18 protein-coding genes are annotated in these 19,753 nt (G+C 58.9%); 5 read left to right on the forward strand and 13 right to left on the reverse strand.

Annotated features, from left to right (window positions below; translation table 11 throughout):
• Positions 1 to 11 precede the first annotated feature (11 nt).
• Genes ACTRW9_RS00620 through ACTRW9_RS00630 form a run of 3 tightly spaced genes read right to left on the reverse strand, consistent with a single transcriptional unit; the run spans position 12 to position 3,725 of the window.
• Entirely contained in the window at positions 12 to 1,292 is a 1,281-nt protein-coding gene (locus ACTRW9_RS00620) for a hypothetical protein (RefSeq protein WP_442427912.1), read from the reverse strand.
• A gap of 9 nt (positions 1,293 to 1,301) precedes the next feature.
• A complete protein-coding gene (locus ACTRW9_RS00625) occupies positions 1,302 to 3,173 on the reverse strand; it encodes an ethylbenzene dehydrogenase-related protein (protein ID WP_442427913.1) in 1,872 nt (623 codons plus the stop codon).
• 51 nt (positions 3,174 to 3,224) lie between these two features.
• Positions 3,225 to 3,725, reverse strand: a complete 501-nt coding sequence (locus ACTRW9_RS00630; protein ID WP_442427914.1) for a DUF1566 domain-containing protein — start codon at positions 3,723 to 3,725, stop codon at positions 3,225 to 3,227.
• Between the two features lie 112 nt (positions 3,726 to 3,837).
• On the opposite strand from ACTRW9_RS00630, the gene ACTRW9_RS00635 reads away from it, so the two are divergent.
• A complete protein-coding gene (locus ACTRW9_RS00635; protein WP_442427915.1) occupies positions 3,838 to 4,590 on the forward strand; it encodes an MBL fold metallo-hydrolase in 753 nt (250 codons plus the stop codon).
• A 277-nt stretch (positions 4,591 to 4,867) separates the two neighbouring features.
• On the opposite strand, the gene ACTRW9_RS00640 is transcribed toward ACTRW9_RS00635, so the two are convergent.
• From ACTRW9_RS00640 to ACTRW9_RS00680, 9 genes are all read right to left on the reverse strand, one after another.
• Positions 4,868 to 5,434: a hypothetical protein gene (locus ACTRW9_RS00640; protein ID WP_442427916.1), complete on the reverse strand. Its 567-nt coding sequence runs from the start codon at positions 5,432 to 5,434 to the stop codon at positions 4,868 to 4,870.
• Between the two features lie 427 nt (positions 5,435 to 5,861).
• A complete protein-coding gene (locus ACTRW9_RS00645) occupies positions 5,862 to 6,011 on the reverse strand; it encodes a hypothetical protein (protein WP_442427917.1) in 150 nt (49 codons plus the stop codon).
• A gap of 80 nt (positions 6,012 to 6,091) precedes the next feature.
• Positions 6,092 to 7,558, reverse strand: coding sequence for a thioredoxin-like domain-containing protein (locus ACTRW9_RS00650; protein WP_442427918.1), 1,467 nt, complete (start codon positions 7,556 to 7,558; stop codon positions 6,092 to 6,094).
• Positions 7,551 to 7,820, reverse strand: coding sequence for a NifU N-terminal domain-containing protein (locus ACTRW9_RS00655; protein WP_442426468.1), 270 nt, complete (start codon positions 7,818 to 7,820; stop codon positions 7,551 to 7,553). The genes ACTRW9_RS00650 and ACTRW9_RS00655 overlap by 8 nt, the downstream gene beginning before the upstream one ends.
• A gap of 58 nt (positions 7,821 to 7,878) precedes the next feature.
• The gene (locus ACTRW9_RS00660; protein WP_442427919.1) at positions 7,879 to 9,072 is read right to left on the reverse strand and encodes an FIST signal transduction protein; all 1,194 of its coding nucleotides are present in this window, start codon (positions 9,070 to 9,072) and stop codon (positions 7,879 to 7,881) included.
• Positions 9,073 to 9,119: 47 nt separating this feature from the next.
• Positions 9,120 to 10,571: a protoporphyrinogen oxidase gene (gene hemG / locus ACTRW9_RS00665; protein WP_442427920.1), complete on the reverse strand. Its 1,452-nt coding sequence runs from the start codon at positions 10,569 to 10,571 to the stop codon at positions 9,120 to 9,122.
• A 119-nt stretch (positions 10,572 to 10,690) separates the two neighbouring features.
• Positions 10,691 to 11,923: an imidazolonepropionase gene (gene hutI / locus ACTRW9_RS00670; protein ID WP_442427921.1), complete on the reverse strand. Its 1,233-nt coding sequence runs from the start codon at positions 11,921 to 11,923 to the stop codon at positions 10,691 to 10,693.
• A gap of 226 nt (positions 11,924 to 12,149) precedes the next feature.
• Positions 12,150 to 13,895, reverse strand: a complete 1,746-nt coding sequence (gene hutU, locus ACTRW9_RS00675; RefSeq protein ID WP_442427922.1) for a urocanate hydratase — start codon at positions 13,893 to 13,895, stop codon at positions 12,150 to 12,152.
• Complete coding sequence (locus tag ACTRW9_RS00680; RefSeq protein WP_442426473.1) at positions 13,896 to 14,810, reverse strand: formimidoylglutamase; 915 nt, start codon at positions 14,808 to 14,810, stop codon at positions 13,896 to 13,898. It lies immediately after the preceding gene.
• Between the two features lie 148 nt (positions 14,811 to 14,958).
• On the opposite strand from ACTRW9_RS00680, the gene ACTRW9_RS00685 reads away from it, so the two are divergent.
• Entirely contained in the window at positions 14,959 to 15,279 is a 321-nt protein-coding gene (locus ACTRW9_RS00685; RefSeq protein ID WP_442426474.1) for a hypothetical protein, read from the forward strand.
• 32 nt (positions 15,280 to 15,311) lie between these two features.
• Positions 15,312 to 15,734: a C1 domain-containing protein gene (locus ACTRW9_RS00690; RefSeq protein WP_442426475.1), complete on the forward strand. Its 423-nt coding sequence runs from the start codon at positions 15,312 to 15,314 to the stop codon at positions 15,732 to 15,734.
• 63 nt (positions 15,735 to 15,797) lie between these two features.
• Here the strand turns inward: ACTRW9_RS00690 and ACTRW9_RS00695 are convergent, their stop codons facing one another.
• The gene (locus tag ACTRW9_RS00695; RefSeq protein ID WP_442427923.1) at positions 15,798 to 17,408 is read right to left on the reverse strand and encodes a peptide ABC transporter substrate-binding protein; all 1,611 of its coding nucleotides are present in this window, start codon (positions 17,406 to 17,408) and stop codon (positions 15,798 to 15,800) included.
• Between the two features lie 126 nt (positions 17,409 to 17,534).
• On the opposite strand from ACTRW9_RS00695, the gene ACTRW9_RS00700 reads away from it, so the two are divergent.
• Both ACTRW9_RS00700 and ACTRW9_RS00705 read left to right on the forward strand, forming a co-directional pair.
• The gene (locus tag ACTRW9_RS00700) at positions 17,535 to 18,215 is read left to right on the forward strand and encodes a hypothetical protein (RefSeq protein WP_442427924.1); all 681 of its coding nucleotides are present in this window, start codon (positions 17,535 to 17,537) and stop codon (positions 18,213 to 18,215) included.
• Positions 18,208 to 19,698, forward strand: coding sequence for a hypothetical protein (locus ACTRW9_RS00705; protein ID WP_442427925.1), 1,491 nt, complete (start codon positions 18,208 to 18,210; stop codon positions 19,696 to 19,698). The genes ACTRW9_RS00700 and ACTRW9_RS00705 overlap by 8 nt, the downstream gene beginning before the upstream one ends.
• Positions 19,699 to 19,753: the final 55 nt, after the last annotated feature.

A 19,753-nucleotide genomic window follows, 5' to 3' on the forward strand; every position in this document is an offset into this window, starting at 1 on the left:
CCGGTGTTCAATCACCGGGGGTTTTTAATTTGGCGGATGCTCTTAACCCACTGGTTCCCCGCCTGCCGCTCCACCTCGGTCATCCCCGGCTGGGCAAGCAGCTCCTCAATCCCTTTCAATTTCGCATTCACGAAATCTGAAAAATCCTTTTGCGCCCGTTCCGGCACGGTCAAATCGACATTGCCGTCTCCGTCCACAAACCGTTGCTTGAGGTAATGAAAATAAAGCACCGACCGGTCGCGCGCCTCCTTGACGTGCATGCCGTGTTTGAGGTGCATCTGGGATTCTTTCTTGCGGTCGATGATGTAGCCCAGGCGGGTGTTGTCGTCTTTTTCGAATTGCAGTTCGAACAGGTCCATTGCCTGCCGCAATCTCTCGCCTTCCACCGCCGCAGGCGGCAAGTCCAGTGTGCGGGCCGCGGCGATGTCGAGCATCAGGGAACGGATGCCGGTGCGCTCGCTCCAGTACGCCGCCTCCAGCGGATGTGCCCGGTAAAGACGGCTCGCTTCCTTCAACACCGGCGTCATCCCTTTCATCCCGGCGCGCAGACGGTCGAGGGCATCGTTATCGAACTCGCCAAGAAACCACTGCACCTCGCGCGGCACGCGCAGTTCGTCCTTGGTGCCGCGCTGGAAGTAGGCATTCAGAATGTCGTCCAGTTCCGGAACAAAGAACGCGCGCATGACTTCCTCGAAATACGGGTAGTTGAGGAGCAGGAACCGCGGATCGGTCCGTGCATTCAGTCCATACGCTTCCAGTTCATTGACATGACCGAGAAACGGTTGCGACAGGTGCAGGGCTTCGTGAACGTGTGTGGCGCGTCCGTAGGCTTTTTCATCGATCAGGATCGAAGCGGGAAAAATGCGGATGGTATCGAACGTGGCGTGGGCCAGTTGGCCTTCCTTGAGGAGAGGGTCTTCGTAGGGCTGGATGATGTACTGTTTAACCGGTATCTCGCGAACTTCCGGCATCATTTCCTTCAGCCGTGCCAGCGCCCACTGCATGCGGGAGTGCGCCTTTTCCACCAGTTCGGCAGGCTGGTGGCAACGCCCGCATTCGTAATTTTCAAACCCGGGGATGAGGAAGGTGGTGGGCGCGCCGGATTCGCCCAGCGGCAGTTGCATCTGGAACGGTTTCAACTGATCGACGCGGCCGGCGGGATCCGGTTTGGGCAGGTGTGAATCGATGAGAAAACTCAATTCACCCACACCGACCGGGGGTTGCGCGATGGAGAACACGGCACATCCCCAAAACAACCCGCCTGCGATCCACGCCGCCATTGTGCACGGCACGGAGCGCAATCAACCCCCCTGCTGGGTGGCGTTTTCCTTGAGGACGTTCAACCTCTGCCACACGCTGACCACCTTGCGCCCGTTGCGGTCTTCCTTCTTGCCGTCCCACACCGCAAAGGCGACGAGGATCGGCTCTTCTTTATTGAGGTTGGCATCCCACTTACCGGCGGTGTCCATGTCGCGCAGGAACACCACGCTCCATTCGCCGTCCTCCCAGACACCGTATCCCAGGACGTTTTGCTGATCTTTGGGTTGCGGTGTGAGTGTGCCGAAGCCTTCGCCGTTCAATTCCTCCACCGTGTTCTGCTGGGTGGTTCCCAGTTTGACGACGGGGTTGGTCATGGTGCCACCGAAGATGAGCGCATCCATGTCCACGCCACCTGTGGAGTACTCGGAATCCTCCGTCGCTTCCAGCGTCTCTTCGAGCCCGGCTTTCCAGTGCCAGATGTTGACCGGCTTGCCGCGGTTGCCCATGCCAAAGAACGGTTCGTTGTGGCCGTGCGTGTGAAGGGTCACATCCCCCAGCGCCAACTGCACTGCACCGCCGTCGCGGAACACATCGCCCCGGTTCTCGACGAAACCGTCCTTGGTGGTGTCCTTCCACCGAAGACGGATGGCCAATTGCTTGCCGTTGTTCACCGACTGGAAGCGGATCACCTCCACCGCATCACGCCGCGCCGACAGGGGCCGAAGCACGATGTTCGTGGTTTTCGCCTGCTCCCAGACCGGGCTTTCCGGATCGGTGTCCAGCTCGTAAGGCACATAGAACGAATACACATCGGTTTCGAACTCGCCCTTCTCAAACTCTTTGGTGAATTTCGAACGGATGAAATGCACCAGCGCCCAGCGGTCTTTCTCCGGCAGGTGAGCGTAGGAGTTCATCGGCGTGCCGTCCAGGCCGGTGGACAGCGTTCGGAACAGGTCCTCCGGTCGGCGGCCCGACTTCAGGTAATTGGGATTGGAAATGTCGTGAACGAACACGGCGTGCTTCCACGCGTCTTTCAGTGAACCCGCCAGTTTGCCGTCACCCTTGAGGGACATGCCGTGGCAGTCGTCGCATTTATGCTCGTCGAACAATTCCTTGCCGCGTGCGATCATCCCGGCCGTCGGTTCCGGCGGCTTGGGGATCTCGATCTGCGGTCCGGCTGGTTCCTTGCGGAAGCGGTCGGAAAAGCTCTTGATCATGTTGACCAGCGCCCAGGTGTCCTGCGGAGACAGAGCCGCTTCCCATGCGGGCATGGAGGTGTTGGGCACACCCTTGATGATGGTACGGTACAGGTCTTCGTCGCGCGGCAGGCTGCCGGTGGGCGTCGAGCGGAATTTGAAGATGCCTTTGCGGAAATCGCGCGGCCAGGGATAAAGGTAATCCACCGCCTCGCCGCCGCCGTTACCGTCCTTGCCGTGACAGAACACGCACATGTGCAGGTAGATGTTGCGACCGCGGGCCAGTAAAGCCTGACTTTTCGTCTGCGGCTGCTGGATGTTGGACAGATCGTGCTCACCACGGGTGAGGAACGGGTCCTTTTGTCCGCCACCGTGCATGTCGTGACCCATGTCATGACCGCCGTGGCCCATATCGTGTCCCATATCATGGCCGCCATGATCCATACCCATGTCGTGGCCGCCGTGATCCATCTTCATGTCGTCCTTGGGGGCCGGTTCCATGTATTCCGATCCGGGCGTGGGGGTGCCCTTGCCTTCACCTTCAAACTGGATCATGCCCTCCGGTTTGTCCGGCAGGTTTTCCAGATCGTGTTCGTGTTTCTGTTCGCCGTGTGAGAACACGCCCGCAGGGGTGACGAAAACGAGAAATGCGGCGAGGACGCCCAATGCCGCAAGCGTGTTCCACAACCCCGTTCCACCCTTGAAAAAAATTTTCATTGCCTGAGGCCCCCTAAATGAATGGGTTGGTCTCCCCCGTTCCATTGCCGGTCATGGTTTGTGCTCGCGGACCATTCGCACCCCCTGGTCCAGGTCGCCCAGGTCCTTGAGGTTGAAATAGTCCTCGTTCTGTCCCAGTCCGAAATACCAGGCATGATCCAGATTGCGTTCGTCCCGGCTCCACAAATAATAACTGCCCCCGCCTTCAAACGCCTCCGGAAGGCCGATGGGTTCTCCGTCCTTGCTGCTCAAAGGCCGCCGTGCATCCCACAATGCGTTGAGTTCATCCATTGTGGGAAGACGCCAGTCGCTGTACCCGGCGAACTTGCCGGCGTTTTTCTTATTGACGTATTCCAGGGCATCGTACCAGTTCATGCCCTCTTTCAGTTCGTGGTAGGAATCCTTCGCCTGCCACATCAGACCCGTCTGCGTATCCAGCACCGTTCCGTTTCCGTTTTTCTGGAATCGCGGGGCATCCGCTGCCGTAGCAACAGACCCCATCAAACCTGTCCACAGTGTCAGCAGGAGCGTGAGCAAGAAACCTGAACGCATGAAACCACCTTGAGTGAGTGTGAAATTCATTTGAACGGCAACGTTCCTTTATTATACTTACCGGGATAAGGCAAACCAAACCCTTTTTATTATAATGATTTCAGGGGCTTTCATGAAGGTCACCATCCTCGGTTCCGGCACCGCCGTTCCCGATCTGAAGCGAAACTCGGCGGGTGTCCTGCTGGAAAACGACGGCAGGCGGTACCTCGTCGATTGCGGTTACGGCACGGTGCATCAGCTGCTTCGACTCGGCATCACCTACCACGACATTGACGGCATCTTCTTCACCCACCATCACCCCGACCACATGTGCGACCTGGTCTATCTGCTGTTCGGCAGTCAGTATCCGGCCGACCCGAGGACAAAGGATCTACCGATCATCGCCGCACCGGGATTCCGTACCTACTTCGACACTCTGATGAACGCATTCAACAACTGGCTGGTGCCGAAGACCTTCCAGGTGAACATCCTGGAACAGGATGAAGAGACCCGGGTTTACGACGGGTTGCGTGTCACCACTGCACGGGTTCAGCATATCGAGATGAGCCGGGGTTATCGCTTCGAAAACGCCGAGGGGAAAAGCGTGGCCATCTCCGGCGACACGGAATACCATCCCAACCTCGCGGTGCTGGGACAGGACGCGGACCTGATGATCATTGAGTGCTCCACGCCGGACGAAATGAAAGTGGAGAAGCATGCCACTCCCTCCATTTGCGGACGCGTGGCGCGGGAAGCCAGATGCCAAACCCTGTGCCTCACCCACTTTTACCCACCCTGCGACGACGCAACCGTCCTGGAACAATGCCGGAAAGAGTTCAACGGCAAAATCGTGCTGGCCCGGGACCTCACCCGCTTCGACCTGTGAACCCCGCCCAGTATCCTGATATCCTTTTGTGACAATTTACGTCTCCCCGGCCCGAATTTCGTTTTTTGGTGACGAAGTTTGTCCTCAGGATTGGGTTTTGGCCCGGGACCACTCCCCGCCCTCTCTTCTTCATATCCCTTTTCCGTTTTCTATTTTTGACCTAACCCCGCTTTTTTCAGCATATTCGTAAACCCCAAACAATAATTGAATAAAAATATATCGATTCTCTTAAATTTTGGAACGGGGATTGCTCTATAGCAGGCAGAACATGGATCGGTCATTCAGAAAGGATTCTAAGATGAAACTCAGCCGCCCGATTTTCAGCCTCGTACTCAGCCTGGTTTTCCTCAATTGTTCCGTGGAACACGTACTGGCGTTTTGCGCGCACTCCAAATCTGACGAGGTGAGTGGAGGTTTCGACCTGTACCCTGGAGCCGTTCTCATTCTCATGGCATTCATGGCCGGAGCGATTTTTTACAAAAGTTTCATCCATGCAAGTTCGAAGGAAAACAGGGTGCCGCCCCCCGCGGTGACGGAATGGGACGAAAAGGTTGTGAATTCGGACGAGGTATTCAACCTGGATTACTTGTATTCTGAAAGTCAGGCAAACCAGCTGTTCCCCGAGGAACACGAGTATTGTGAATGGGAACCCCAGCAGGCCCACTTGCGGCATTTGAAAATCGGGCAAAACTTTGCTTCCTGGGTGCAACTCAGTCAATTCCGCAATAACTGAATCCGTATCATCTATCTTGACCTCAATCTCTTCAACAACCAGCCATTCGAAACCTGCGAATTCGGGCATTCGCCGGTCCCCCGGATGGCTGGTTTTTTTGCGGGAAGCCACTGCCTCCATCCAACTTGTATCAGGAAACACGTGTCATTTTTTGACAAGCATACTGACCATTTTTGTCATTTTTTATTTCAAATCAGGCCAGACAATCCATCGTTTTCCGGGGAATCCCGACTTCGACAAATATTCTTAAGATCGACTCAAAACCTTCTTTCAAGGCAGACCAAATGAAATCAAGCCGTTATAAAATCGCTCGAAAAGAAATGATGCAGGCGGGGAGGAAAGACGTGATTTTGGAATGCAATTTGCTCTTTAAATGGCAGCAAGAAGGTGGTGCCGTTCAACGGCAACCGACTTAGCACTGCCACCTGGCAGTGTATTTGGCAAGACTCCTCCAAGTAACTTGCCTCAAATGGGAAGGGCCGGCTCCATGCGGGGGCGCCGGCCCTTTTCTTTTTTCTGATTTTTATCGAACTGTTTTTTATTCCGTTTTGTTTTCGCCCCTGAGCAGGGCGAAGAACCAGCTGAGCAATTTGAACACGGCAATACCGCCCAGAATGCCGGCAATCAACTGCAACAACGGCGGCAGTTGTGCAAGAAAATTGTCGAACCAGGTAAAGAGATCGGACATGGAATATTAAAGCGAAGGTTATAAATTGGAGGCCATCATAACACAGTTCCCCACATTGCCGGACCGGGCCCCCGCCGGGTTCATCCGATAAATACTTCGGTTTTTTCGGTGTCGAGGTCTATTTTCAGAATGCGGTGATTGTTGGTGTCGGAGACGTACAGCACCTTGTCGAGGCAGAGCACGCCTGCCGGTTCCCACAGCCGCGTGCACCGCTTGTCGTCGCACACGATGTCCACCGACGCCTCGACGGTATGCACTTCGTGGGTAGCGAGGTCCAGCACCCGAATCTTGTGATTGTACGAATCGGCGATGAACACCGCACCCTCGACGTAATGCACGCCCAGGGGATGCTGAAGCACGGCCTCCTTACCGACGCCGTCGCGGTCGCCGAAGTCGAACAACCCCGTGCCGACGTACGTTTCCACCTTGCCCTGTCCAGCCAGCTCGATGGAACGGATGGCGCTGGTTTCGCTGTCGGCGAGAAACAGCCTGCCGTCCCCCACGGTCAACCCGCTCGGCTGGGCGAACGGGGCCTGCAGGCGGGGGCCGTCCTGAAGCGCTTCCGCGCCGGTGCCTGCAAACTGCTCGACGGTGTCGGCGGCGATGTGGTATCGCCCGATCTGGTGCGTGCCGGCGTTGGCGAAATACAACGCGCCGTCATGCAGGGACACATCCCACGGAGAACTGAGTGCCGTCTCCTTCGCCGGATGCGTGTCGCGCAGAAACCCGCCCTGTTCGCCCGTGCCCGCAACCGTCGTCACCTGTTTTGAATTCAAGTCGATTTTGCGGAGCAGGTGGTTCTCCGTGTCGGCCACCCACACAACCCCGTCCTGATAACACAATCCCTGTGGCCGGAAAAACGAAGCCTCTTCAAACCCGCCGTCGGCCTTGCCCACCGCCCCGCTTCCAACGCGATGCAGGACCGTTCCTTCCCTGTCCGCCACCACCACCTGATTGTGGTTGGCGTCGGCCACGGCGAACTCCCCGTCGCTTTCGCTATAGGCGATCTTGCCGGGAAAGCTGAGTTCGCTTTTCGCCTCCGGTTTCGGCGGCTGGATCAACTCCGCCGCGTTGCCCTGCAGGAATCCCTTCTCCTTCAGTTCCTTCACCAGGCTGTTCATCGTCTCTTCCAGCAGATCCGCGTTCGGCTCCCCTGGCAGTTGGCCCAGGATGTACCCGTCCGGGCCGATGAACACGAGTGTCGGCCACGCGCGGATGGCGTAGCGGTTCCAGATTTTGAAATCGCGGTCGTGCACGATCGGGTGCACGATCTCGTACCGCCGGATGGCGCGCTCGACGTTATCGGTCACCTTCTCGCCGGGGAACTTCGGGCTGTGCACGCCGATGACCACCACGTGCTCGGGGAACTTTTCCTCGATGCGCTTGAGGGTCGGGATGACGTGGATGCAGTTGATGCAACAGAACGTCCAGAAGTCGAGAATGACGATCTTGCCTTTCAGGTCCGGCAGGTCCAGCGGCCGGGCCGCGTTGAACCACGGCAGGTCGTTCGCCTCCAGGGGCGGCGCGTGGATCAGTCGTTCATTCATAAGCTTTCTGGATGGCGGCCTCGGCGGCGGGCTGGATGACGTCCCAGCCGACATCGGGACGTTTGGTGACGGTAATGAAGTCGGCCATCAGAAACACGCTGACCACGCCTTCGATACCGAACAGCGCCGTGGCCACGGGTGACTCCGCCGCCGCCTCCTGATTGGGATAGGTCTTGTGCCCGCTTTCGATGGCGGGTTTGTCGAGTGTGAATTTCAACGCGTTTTCATTCGGCGTCGACGACACCTGAATGTTGACAGGCATGGTGGTTTCTCCTCCTCAATTTATATATCAGATGGAATACATTGTTTTGGGTTGGACATCAAACAGAACCGGGCGCCGGACGGAAGATGCCGAACGAGCTGGTGTAGCCATGAAGAAACGTGTTCTGCCCGACCGGTCCGATTTCGCCGTTGCAGAAAAACCCGCCCAGCGGAATCGCACCCAGCTTGTCCTTGAACACGTTGCAGTCGTGGTTGGCCTCGCCGTACAGATACTGCCCCCTGCCGAGACAGGAAAACAACAGTGCACCGCAGGCGTCGTCACCCCTTCCCTGCTTCGAATACTTGCTCAGCATGACGTTCAAATCTTCGGCCGACATCACCTTGTCGCGCAGATGAAACTGTACCAGCTGGCCCTCGCGCAGCGGCGCGCCGATGGACAACGCACCCGTCTCGCGATCGACGCCGATCAGGTTGCGGATCAGGAAGTCCCCCTGCCCCGGATCGTCCTTCAACGGGTCCATCTCGATTCCAAGGAACAGCGATGTCTGCATCAGCTTGCGGTCGTTTTCGCTCATCGTCTCCACCATCTCCTCCAGCACCTGGATCGGCGGCTTGTTGTCCACTTCCTCCAGCAGATAATCGTTGCACTTGGTGATGCTCATGGGTGTGCCGATCGGACGGCACCCCTGCGCGACGATGGTGTCGAGCTGGATGTTGCCGCTGAGCGCCAAGCCGATGAGGCCGTTGTTGTACATGCGGTCGCCGATGTACATCACGTTGCCCCCCTGGAAATGCGAACCGCTGGCGAGTCCGCCGACCTTCGCCGAATTGGGGTAGGCGAAATCCATGCCCGCCAGAAACTCCTCGCCGCGAAACGAAAAGGGGTCGGCGAGCAGGATGAAGTGCGGGTTCGATTCCGCAGGCACACCCAGCCATTCGCGCCACACGCTGGGCGCGGTGTCGGGATCCGGCAGGGCCATGGTGTCGGTTTGGATTTCCTGGATTTTCACGCCCGGCAGGTGCGCGCAGGTCAGGCTGAATGCGTGTTGCTGCTCCACCTCCTGCCCGCCGCCAATGATGCCGCCACCGGTGCAACCCAAAAGGGTGCCGATCGACAGCTGTTCGCGCAACAGCTTTGGAATCTGCGGAAGTTTGTCTTTGAAATGCGGCGAAACAAACATCACCGTCAGATGGATTTCGTTGTCGCCCATCTGCTCACGGACCGCCTTTGCGGTCTCCTGGATGCACTGCTCAATCGTCTCGCCCGTCGATATGCTAGAGGCCCATTTCATTCGGAACTCTCCTGAATTCTATTTAAGATGGTCCGCCGTCACGAACGTCATCCGGCGGAGGTTTCGGCGGGCGCCCCGCGCAGGGTGCGGAGCGCCGACTCCACCGTGCGGGTGCCGTTCAACACGCAGTCGGGAATGCCGACCCCGTGGTAGGCACTGCCCGCCACGTACAGGCCGGGGAACGGTTTCAGTTCGTTGTACACGGACTCGATCAGTTGACCGTGGCCGACATGATACTGCACGTTGCCTTTTTTGTACTGGAACACTTTGTAAAATTCGGGTTCGTTGTCAAAACCCATGATGTCCTGCAATTCGCCCAGCACGGTTTTGTAAATGTCTTCCTCCGACTGCTCGGCGTACGGTTCGTTCAACGCGCCACCGACGTAGGAGCGAAGGAGGACGTAATCCTCCGGCGCGCGGCCGTAAAATTTCGACGTCACCCACGTGCAGGCGCTGATCTTGCGTCCTTCGCTGTACGGCACCACGAAACCGAACCCCTTGAGCGGATGCTTGAACGTGTCCTTTTTAAAGGCCAGCGTCACCGCCGCCGTCGAGACGAACGGAATGCGGTTCAGCAACTCCGCCGCGCGCGGCGCCACCGGTTCGAACAGCTTGGCCGTCACGTTCGCGGGCGTGGTCACCAGCACCGCGTCGGCCTCTATCCGCTCGCCCGTGTCCAGCTCCACCTGCCAGCCGTCGTCCTTCCGCAACAGCGCCTTGACCCGCGTCTGCTTGCGGAAGGTGATGTCCGGCGACTCCTCGATGATGCGTTCGATCATCGATCCCAGTCCGTTCTTCAGACTCACGAAAAAGGTGAACGGCGTGTAGCCTTTTTTCGGTTGCGGGGCCGGCGCGGCTTTCATGCGCTGGCGTTTTGCTGCCAGCATGCCGAGGATCAGCGAACGGTATTTTTTTTCCGTCTGCGCGAACATGGGAAACGTGCTGTGCAGGCTCATCGTCTCCGGGTCGCTGGAGTAGATGCCACACATGAGCGGTTGCGCCATCCTCTGCAACGCCTCCTCACCGAGCCTTCTGCGCACAAACGACGCCAGGCTTTCGTCGCGGTTGCTGAACTTTTTTGGCAGGACCAGGTCCATCGCCATGCGCACCTTGCCGGGAATGCTGAACAGCGGGGACAGCGCGAACGGCAGGAACTTGGTCGGCACCATGAGCGTCAGCCCGTCGGGCAGGGTGACCATCTTTTTGTTCAGATAGACGTAGGTCTTGGGGGTTTCCGGGCGGGTGCTCATCAGCTGGTCTTCGAGGCCGATCTTCTTGCACAACTCCAGCGCCCACGGTTTCTGCGTGATGAAACTGTCCGGCCCGCGTTCCAGGAGGAACCCGTTTTCGCGGATCGTGCAGATCTTGCCGCCCCAGCGGTCGGCCCCTTCCAGCACGGTGCAGTCGATATCGCCCTGCCCGTTGTTGAACTCTTCCTGAATGCGGTACGCCGCCGCCAGCCCGGCGATGCCGCCCCCGATGATGACCAGTTTTTTCATGGCGCTAATTATGACAGGTTTCCCACGGCGAGGCAATCCGGCGAAATCCCATGATTTTTCAATCACGAAAACGAAATTTTATGGAGGGAAACGCTCAATGGATTTCCAGCCTGACCGGGCTAAAACCCCGCAGGCTCCTTGCCGCCGGTGACGCGTTTGCCGGCGAGCCAGGTCTGGTCGACGAAGTTCTCGCCGAAGTAATACACGAGGTCGCGGTAGTCGCCGGTCTTGAGGATGTTGAAGTCGGCGCGCTGGCCGGGAAGGAGTCCTCCGTACAATCGATGATGCCCCAGCGCCTTCGCCGCGCCGTAGGTCGCCGCCGCCAAGGCCTGACCGGGGGTGATGCGGTACAGGTTCGACGCCAGATAAATCACCGTCTGCATGTTGTAGGTGGGGCAACTGCCGGGGTTGCAGTCGGTGGCAAGCGCCAGCGTCACACGTGCGTCCAGCATGCTGTGCACCAGCGGTTGCTTGGTGCCGCCCAGGAACAGCGTGACGCCGGGCATCAGCACCGCCACGGTGCCCGCGGCGTGCATGGCCTGGATGTCCTTCGGCGTGGCGTGCTCCAGATGATCGCACGAGAGCGCGCCCAGCCGCGCCGCCTCGTACGATCCGCCCTGGTGCGACAACTCCTCGACGTGCGCGCGCAGGTCGAATCCCAAAAGCTTCGCCTGCAGGAAAATGAGGCGCAGGTCGGCGACGGTGAACACGTTTTTCTCGCAGAAGATGTCCACGCCGTCGGCGAGGCCGCGGAACCGTGGCAGGTTCTCCAGCACGAACTCGACGTACTGTTTCCGTTTCACCTGCGGTGGAATGGCGTGCGCACCAAGGTAGGTGAGCGTCACCGGCGCTTTCAACGTCTTCCTCAGCCGTTGCCCCACCCGCAGCATTTTCATTTCCGTGTCGAGGTCGAGGCCGTAGCCGGACTTGATCTCGAACGCGGTGGTGCCCAAAGCCATCATGCGCTTCATGCGCACTTTGGCCTGATCGAACAGCGTCGCCTCCGACGCCTGCCTGGTGGCGCGCACGGTGTCGTGGATGCCGCCGCCCTTGCTCAGGATTTCAAGGTACGACACGCCGCTCATGCGGTCCACCATCTCGTCCTTGCGCTCGCCGCCGTACACCAGGTGCGTGTGGCAGTCGACGAACCCCGGTACCACCGCACGGCCGTTCACGTCGATCACCTTTTTGTACTTCGCCGATGCCTTCACCTCCGAATCCTTCAAGATTTTTTCGATGTGACCGTTCTTCACCACCAGCGCGGAGTTCTTGCGCACGCGAACGCCGGGCTGGGACGTTGCGTCAGCCTGGATCAACTGCCCGATGTTTCGGAAGCACAGCGTTTCCGTCATGAAACCTCTTGCGATTGAGACCTTGGCACAAATGAATTAGGAATCACCTACAACCCATTTATGAACAAAGGAAAAGTCATGAAACCCCCTCATCCTGACCTTCTCCCGCAAGGGGAGAAGGGACCTTAAATACTCCCTCTCCCTTGACGGGAGAGGGCTGGGGTGAGGGTGGCTTCCTCTGATTTTTTATGACTTTTTCAAAGCTCTCCTTGCGATGAAGATTCCGCTACGGTTTGGGAAGATTCACTTTTCGTTTTTTGGCGATGTGTTTCGCCTCCTCGTACCCGGCATCAACGTGCCGCGCCACGCCGAGTCCCGGATCGTGCGTGAGCACGCGGTCGAGTCGGTCCTCTTTCCGTTTCGTGCCGTCGGCGACGATCACCATGCCCGCGTGCAGACTGTTGCCCATGCCCACGCCGCCGCCGTGGTGGAAACTGACCCAGCTCGCGCCCGACACCGCGTTCACCGCAAAATTCAGGAGCGGCCAGTCGGCCACGGCGTCACTGCCATCCAGCATGCCTTCGGTCTCGCGGTTGGGCGAGGCGACACTGCCGCAGTCGAGGTGGTCGCGGCCGATGACGATCGGCGCCGCCACCTTTTTCTTTTTGACCAGGTGATTCATCACCGCGCCCATCTTCGCGCGCTCGCCGTAACCCAGCCAGCAGACACGCGTCGGCAGCCCCAGCACCGGAACCTGTTTCTGCGCTTTGGTGATCCAGCGCTCGAGCGCCTTCTTTTCCGGAAACGTGTCGAGCACCGCCTGGTCCACCGTGTGCAGGTCCTTCTTTTTACCGGAAAGCAGAGCCCAGCGGAACGGTCCCTGCCCCTCGCAGAACAGCGGCCGGATGTACGCCGGGACGAAGCCGGGATAGAGGAACGCGCCGTCGGCATCGCGCACGGTGAGTCCGCCCAGTTCCGCCTGCCCGCGCAGGTTGTTGCCGTAATCGAACACAACGCATCCTTTCGATTGCAGGTCGATCATTGCCGAGCAGTGTTTGACTGCCGTTTCCAGCGACAGCTTGCGGTAGGTATCGGGGGCGCCTTTCCGCAGCTTCATGAGCGAGGCGTAATCGCCGCCTTCGGGCACGTAGGTCATGAGGTTGTGCGCCGAGGTCTGGTCGGTGACGATGTCCGGCAGGCGTCGGCCCTCGGCGAGCTGGCGCGCCACCGTTGCGCCGTTGGCGACGAGGCCGACGCTGATGGGTTCGCCTTCCTTGATGGAGCGTTCGATCAGGTTCAAAGCCTCATTCAGGTTTTTGGCGACGCGGTCGAGATACCCCTCTTTCAACCGCCGCTCCACCTGGTCGGGATTCACTTCCGCTACCAGCACCGAGGCATCGTTCATCGTGCCCGCCAGCGGTTGCGCCGCACCCATGTTGCCGAGGCCCGCGGTGAAGATCCATTTCCCCTTGAGGCTCGGCTGGTTGAAATCGATCTGCCCGCAGGCGCCGAAGGTTTCGTAGGTGCCCTGCAGGATGCCCTGCGTGCCGATGTAGATCCAGCTTCCCGCCGTCATCTGGCCGTACATCATGAGGCCGAGGCGGTCGAGGTGATCGAAATGCTCGTCCGTGGCCCAGTGCGGCACCAGGTTGGAGTTGGCGATGAGGACGCGCGGCGCGTCCGGGTGCGTGCGCGCGATATAGACGGGTTTGCCCGACTGCACGCACAGCGTCTCGTCTTTTTTGAGGCGTTTGAGTTCGGCGACCAGGCGGTGGTATTCCTTCCAGTTGCGCGCGGCGCGGCCGGTGCCGCCGTAGACGATGAGTTGCTTCCAGTCGAGGGCGACGCGGTCGTCGAGGTTGTTCATCAGCATGCGGAGCGCCGCTTCGGCGTCCCAGTCACAACATCGGAGTTTGAGCGAGGTGGAGGCCCGCGGCGCTTTTTTCGGAGCCAGCTCACTGTAGAGCGGGCGTTCGGAGGAGGGTTTGTTCGATCCTGCGGGTTTGATGGGCGAGCCGCGTTGCCGGTTCATTCATGCCTCCTTTCGGGATGCCACCCCCAGGCAGAAGTAATAGAACATCGATGCCGCCAGGCGGCCGGTGCGTTCTTCCTCGATTTCCGGGTTGTACTCCGAGAGGTCGAACAGTTGGACTTTCGAGTTCTGCCCGGCGATGCGGGCGATCTCCAGCGCCTCGCTTCCGCGCAGGCCCATGACCGACGGGGCCGACACACCGGGCGCGTCCGCCATGCGGACGGAATCGAGGTCGAAACTCACGAAAACCGCGTCGCAGTCCCACGCCACGCGACCGAGGGCGGAGCTGAACCAGCCGAGCGCGTCGTCGTTCATGTAAATCTCAGACAACCAGTGGATGTGCCCGTCCCTGTGGCGGACATACTCCACGTGCTCCTTCGCGGCCTGGCTTCCCTGCGTGGCGAATTCGATGAAATGCTCGCCGGAGAAGCGGGCGTCCTCAAGTAGAAGGCGGAACGGCGAGCCGCTATGCGCCTTGCCGTCGATGAGTGGGCGGACGTCCAGGTGCGCGTCCACGTTGATGGCCCCCACCTGGCGGCTTTCGTGGGTGTCAAGCAGGGCCTGCGCGTTCGGCCACGACTGGTCGTTGCCGCCGCCCACCACGAAGGGGGTGCCCCCTGCCTGCAATATATCCTTCAATTTGGCCGTCAGGGCGGCGTGGGCCTGCTCCAGCGGCAGGCCGGGGTCGATGTCGCCTGCGTCGGTGATGCGGAGGGGGGCCAGATCGATCCCCAACTCGGGATTGAACACCGTGCCGAAGCGGCGGAGCCACGACCGCATCTTCTCCGGACCCGACCGTGCGCCGGTACGCCCGCCATTCCGGGCAACCCCCTCATCGTAGGGAAAGCCCAGCAGGACCACGTTTCCATCCGTTCCCGGATAAATGATATCCGCCAGCCTCGGATCGTCCTTCATAGTCTCTTTATAGAATGGTTTTGGGGGATTGTAAACTACCCCACCCACAACCTATTGTATTTCAAATTTGGCATGGACTTTCTAAAATAGGTTTTGTTATATTTTTTACCTGAAATCCAACGATCACATCCACGCGAGGAGCAAGGAAATGGCAGATTCCATCACGGCATTGAAACAGGCCATCGAGTTCGAGCGGTCGGCGCTGGAGAAATACCAGGAAGCGCTGAAAACGGCGACGCACCAGGAAACCCGCGAAGCGCTCAAAGGCTACATCACGGATAAAGAACAGAAAATCGACACGCTGTCGTGGTTCATCATGGCGGAGACCGGGTCGGTGGAGACCAGCCCGTCGGAGTCCGGCGAAGCCGCCGAGGGCGAAAAATCCGGCGCGAGCAAGTGTCCCTTCTCGAAGCAGTTGGCGGACATGGGCATCGACATCTCCCAAATGAAACCCCCGACGTTCGAATAAATCGAGAACTTCCGGTAACGAGAGAGGCGTTCATGGCTCTTGATGAACCCAGAGACCTGTTGATCGAGTGCTCGGCCTGCAACATCGAAAACGTGTTTTCCGAGTACACGCCCGATCAACCGACATTCTGCAACCAGTGCCGGGACCGGCTGATTCATCCGGATTTCAACGAGACGCACAACGAGTACCGTTGCGAGGACTGCGGCTTCTCGGTGTGCCTGTTGAAGGAAACGGAATTCGATGAGGGCAACACGCCCTGCCGGTGCGGCAGCACCAATGTGTTCAAGGTCGACCCCTCCACCATCGCCGAAGACGCCGAGGAAGCCGGGGCGTTTGAGCTGGAAGAGGACAATGACGACGGCAACGGGTTCGACTGGTACCGGTCGGAATCTTCCGGCGGGGACACCCTGGACGATTACAACGAACTGTTTGATCAGGACCCGGGTTACAACTGATCCGGCGTCCTGGTTTTCCTTCCCTTTTTTTCCTTTCAGGCCAACGCCGAAAGTGCGTTCGTTTCAGGCCGGGTCTTTTTCCAGCCGCACGTGCTTCAGGTACAGCAGTTCCATCGCGTTGAGGCGCAACCCCTTCACGTAAGGTTTGACCAGCACGTTGTGCGTGAGACCGAACAGTGAAGTGAGCGGTGCGTCGGTTTCGGTGAGGATCTTCTGTGCGGTATCATAAATGGCCTGACGCTTTTGGGGATCGCGCTCCGCCGCGCCCCGGCGGATCAACCGGTCGTATTCGGGATTGCCCCAGTTCAGGTGATTGTTGCCGCTGGTCGAGGTGAACAGGTTCATGAAGTTGTCCGGGTCGGGAAAGTCCGCGCCCCACCCCAGCCGGAACACAGGAGGCGCGTCCAGCCGGAGTCTGCTCAGAAACACTTTCCACTCCATACTCTCCAGGGTCACGTCCAGCGAAAGATGTTTTCTCCACTGCGCCTGCACGAACTCGGCGATGAGTTTGTTGGTGGCGTCGGTGTTGTAGGCAATGGAAAATGGTGGGAAGCCTTTTCCTCCGGAATAACCCGCTTCTGCCAGGAGCCGCCGCGCTTTTTCGGGATCGAAATGCGGGCCGATGTCCGGGTTGTAACCAAACATGCCTTTGGGAATCCACGACGCCGCCGGCAGCTCGCCGCCTTTCAGGATCAACGGAATCTGATCGCGGTCTATGGCGTGTGCCAGCGCGCGCCGCACGGCGGCGTTGTCGAATGGCGCTTTGGTCACGTTGAAACCGTAATAGTAGCCGCGCAACAGAGGCAGGTTGCGGTACTCGGGACTGCTTTTATAATGCGGGATGGCCACCGGCGGGAGCTCCACCATCTCCAGTTCGCCCGTCTCGTAGAGCGTCAACTCCGTTGTCGGTTCGCGCACGACGTAGAGCACGACGCGGTCCACACCGGGCCGTCCTTCATAAAAATTTTCGTTGGCTTTGAGGATCAGCTTGTACTCGTGCTGCCATTCGTCCAGCGTGAAGGGTCCGTTGGTAACGATGTGTTGCGGATCGGTCCAGAGGTCGCCGTACTGCTCAACGATGTCCTTTCGCATGGGAAAGGTCACCATGAAGGTTGTGATGCTGGGGAAATAAATGACGGGACGCTCCAGTGTCACCTCCAGCACCGTATCCGTGAGCGCGCGCACGCCGACCTGTCCGGCGTCCTTGAGCCTGCCCGAGTTGTAGGCGTAGGCGTTTTTCACGTCGAACAGGAAGTAGGCGTACTCCGCCGCGGTGGCAGGGCTGAGCAGGCGTTTCCACGAATACTCGAAGTCGTGCGCGGTGACGGGTTTTCCATCGGTCCAGAAGACGTCGTCGCGCAGGTGGTAGGTGATGACGGTGCCGTCGTCCGAAAACTCCCAGCGATGGGCGATGGCGGGGACGGGTTCCAGGTTTTCGTTGTACTGGGTGAGGCCCTCCATGATGTTGGTCAGCACGTCGAAGGACACGTTGTCGGTGGCGAGGGACCAGTCGAGCGTGGGCGGCTCCGAATGGATGGCGAGGCGGAGGGTGGCGTTCTCCCCACCGGCATCCGACGGGTTGGAACAACCGGGGGCCGCCAGCATCCCCGCCGCCAGCAGGCATGCCGTCAAAAGGGCCCGCCAAAGGGCCGTATGAGCCGGTACAAGGTTCATTCGACTACCATACCAGAATCGGCATGCCGGGAAAATCGGCCATACAGGGCTGTCAGATTTAACCTTTACTTTTCATGGGACATCTATAGAATTGAAATTTTCCACCACCACGATACACGCATACATATGGCGAAAAACCAGAACGTTGACGACATCACCTGGATCCGGCGCTGGATCAAAAAAGGCCTGAGCAAGGACAAGAAAACGCTCGACCTGTCCAACAAGCGCTTCGATCTGCAGATCGCCCTCGACGTGGCCGAAAATCTCGCCGTACCGGGCATCGAAATCCTTTACATGCACAACTGCTGGATCAAGGACACTTATTTGGAAGAACTGGTGGAAGGGGACCTGTTCCAGGGCGTGCAGGAGTTGTGGTTGTACGAGAACAAGATCAGCAACCAGGGGGCGGAATACCTGGCTGACTGCGACAAGCTGGACAATGTCCGGTATCTCAGCCTGTACTCGAACAAGATCGGTTCCGAAGGCGCGGAAGCCATTGCCGAATCGCCCAACCTGTCGCGGCTGGAAACGCTCGATTTGTCGTTCAACAAGATCGGCGACGCCGGGGCCGTGGCGCTGGCCAACTCGCGCAACCTGCCTCGCCTCAAAGCCCTGCACCTCGACTCCAATGGCATCGGACAGGAAGGCATGGAAGCGCTGGCGGAGTCGCCGGGTCTTAAAAAACTGGAAGTCCTCAACCTGACGTACAACATGATTACGCCCGAAGGCTTCGAACGCCTGCGTGAATCGCCACGTCTGCAATCACTCAAAGAATTCCGTTTCGATTTTCCCACCGACGATGACTGATCCCCAAACCAAATCCCGGGATAACGGACTGAAGACGGTCCAGTCCATTGCGGACAAGCTGGCCCTGCGCCATTCGACGCTCGATCTGAGTTACGATTCGCTGGGTGATGCCGGGGCCGTGTTCCTCGCCCGCCACAAGGACCTGTCGCATGTGCGCGTCCTCAACCTGTCATGGAACGACATCGGCGACACGGGCATCGAGGCACTGGCACAGTGCCCTTCTCTTGCGGGGGTCACGCACCTGCACCTGGATTCAAACGCCATCACGGACAAAGCCGCGGCGGCGCTCGCGCAATCGCCTCACCTCGGTCAGTTGAAACTGCTCAACCTCACCAACAACCGAATCGGCGACGACGGCGCCCTGCGCCTGCTCAAATCGAGAAAACTGCCGAAACTGGAGTTTCTGGAACTGGAACTCAACCACATTGGCGAGGAACGCCTGTCGCGGTTTCCCGACGGGGCGGCCAACCCGCAATTGCGCTGGCTGAACCTGCGCAAGAACAAGATCAATACCGACACGCTCTCCGACTGGATTCAGACCGGCGCGTTCTCCCCGGTGGAAGTGCTCAATCTCGGATTCAACCGCATCGACGACGCCGGGGCCAGACTGCTGGCGCAATCGCCCACCGTGGCGCGCCTGAAGAAACTGGTGATCGACTTCAACTGGATCGGCAACGACGGCGCGAAGGCGCTCGCCAAATCCAAACACCTCGCCAACCTTCAAGATTTGTACACGCACGAAAACGAGTTCACCCGCGAAGGCGAGGAAACGCTGCTGGATTTCCGCATCCGGCAATTGATCAAAGCGCGCGCGCAGAACGGCACGCTCAACCTGAACGGACAGCGTCTCGGCAATAAGGGGTTTCAGGCCATCGCGCGTTGCCCGGAAATGGCAAACATAGAGCACCTTTCTTTGCGCAATAACTTCGCCGACCACATGGGACTGTTGGCGCTCTGCCAGTCGGAGCACCTCAAGAACCTCAAATCGCTCAACCTGATGGACAACCCCATCGGCGACAAGGGCATGCTGGCTTTAGCCGAGGCGGTATTTTCCGGCCTCACTGCGCTCAACCTGGAAAAGACAGGCATCAAGGTCGCGGGCGTGCAGGCGCTCGGCACTTCGCGCGTGTTGACAAAGCTCGAAGACCTGAACCTGAGCCACAACGACATCAGCAACCAGGGCGGCAGGATCCTCGCACAATCGCCCAACTTCGCCAGGCTCAAAACCCTGAAGTTGTGGAACACGTGGATGGAGAGCGACGGCGTCATCGCGCTGGCCTGCTCGGAGAACATGGCGAATGTCACCGAGTTGCGTCTCAACAGCAACGGCATCCGCTATTCCGGCTTCAAGGCGCTTTCCGAATCGCCGCGGTTCACCTCACTTGCCACCCTCGACCTTCGGCGCAACAACTTCTGCGTGGACAGCTTCAAACTGTTTACGGAGTCGGAACGCCTTCGGACCCTGAAGGAATTCCGGTTTTAAACAGGATGTAAAACAGGCGCACAACAACGAATTTGAAGGCATAAAAAAACCCCGG

The organism is Nitrospina sp. 32_T5 (genome assembly GCF_052156635.1).
Lineage (GTDB): Bacteria > Nitrospinota > Nitrospinia > Nitrospinales > Nitrospinaceae > Nitrospina.

What these genes read in the sequence shown, in the direction of transcription:
- ACTRW9_RS00625 (WP_442427913.1), bottom strand. Translation starts at nt 3,173, where the DNA reads ATGAAAATTTTTTTCAAGGGTGGAACGGGGTTGTGGAACACGCTTGCG.
- ACTRW9_RS00630 (WP_442427914.1), bottom strand. Translation starts at nt 3,725, where the DNA reads ATGCGTTCAGGTTTCTTGCTCACGCTCCTGCTGACACTGTGGACAGGT.
- ACTRW9_RS00635 (WP_442427915.1), top strand. Translation starts at nt 3,838, where the DNA reads ATGAAGGTCACCATCCTCGGTTCCGGCACCGCCGTTCCCGATCTGAAG.
- ACTRW9_RS00645 (WP_442427917.1), bottom strand. Translation starts at nt 6,011, where the DNA reads ATGTCCGATCTCTTTACCTGGTTCGACAATTTTCTTGCACAACTGCCG.
- ACTRW9_RS00650 (WP_442427918.1), bottom strand. Translation starts at nt 7,558, where the DNA reads ATGAATGAACGACTGATCCACGCGCCGCCCCTGGAGGCGAACGACCTG.
- ACTRW9_RS00655 (WP_442426468.1), bottom strand. Translation starts at nt 7,820, where the DNA reads ATGCCTGTCAACATTCAGGTGTCGTCGACGCCGAATGAAAACGCGTTG.
- ACTRW9_RS00660 (WP_442427919.1), bottom strand. Translation starts at nt 9,072, where the DNA reads ATGAAATGGGCCTCTAGCATATCGACGGGCGAGACGATTGAGCAGTGC.
- hemG (WP_442427920.1), bottom strand. Translation starts at nt 10,571, where the DNA reads ATGAAAAAACTGGTCATCATCGGGGGCGGCATCGCCGGGCTGGCGGCG.
- hutI (WP_442427921.1), bottom strand. Translation starts at nt 11,923, where the DNA reads ATGACGGAAACGCTGTGCTTCCGAAACATCGGGCAGTTGATCCAGGCT.
- hutU (WP_442427922.1), bottom strand. Translation starts at nt 13,895, where the DNA reads ATGAACCGGCAACGCGGCTCGCCCATCAAACCCGCAGGATCGAACAAA.
- ACTRW9_RS00680 (WP_442426473.1), bottom strand. Translation starts at nt 14,810, where the DNA reads ATGAAGGACGATCCGAGGCTGGCGGATATCATTTATCCGGGAACGGAT.
- ACTRW9_RS00685 (WP_442426474.1), top strand. Translation starts at nt 14,959, where the DNA reads ATGGCAGATTCCATCACGGCATTGAAACAGGCCATCGAGTTCGAGCGG.
- ACTRW9_RS00690 (WP_442426475.1), top strand. Translation starts at nt 15,312, where the DNA reads ATGGCTCTTGATGAACCCAGAGACCTGTTGATCGAGTGCTCGGCCTGC.
- ACTRW9_RS00695 (WP_442427923.1), bottom strand. Translation starts at nt 17,408, where the DNA reads ATGAACCTTGTACCGGCTCATACGGCCCTTTGGCGGGCCCTTTTGACG.
- ACTRW9_RS00700 (WP_442427924.1), top strand. Translation starts at nt 17,535, where the DNA reads ATGGCGAAAAACCAGAACGTTGACGACATCACCTGGATCCGGCGCTGG.
- ACTRW9_RS00705 (WP_442427925.1), top strand. Translation starts at nt 18,208, where the DNA reads ATGACTGATCCCCAAACCAAATCCCGGGATAACGGACTGAAGACGGTC.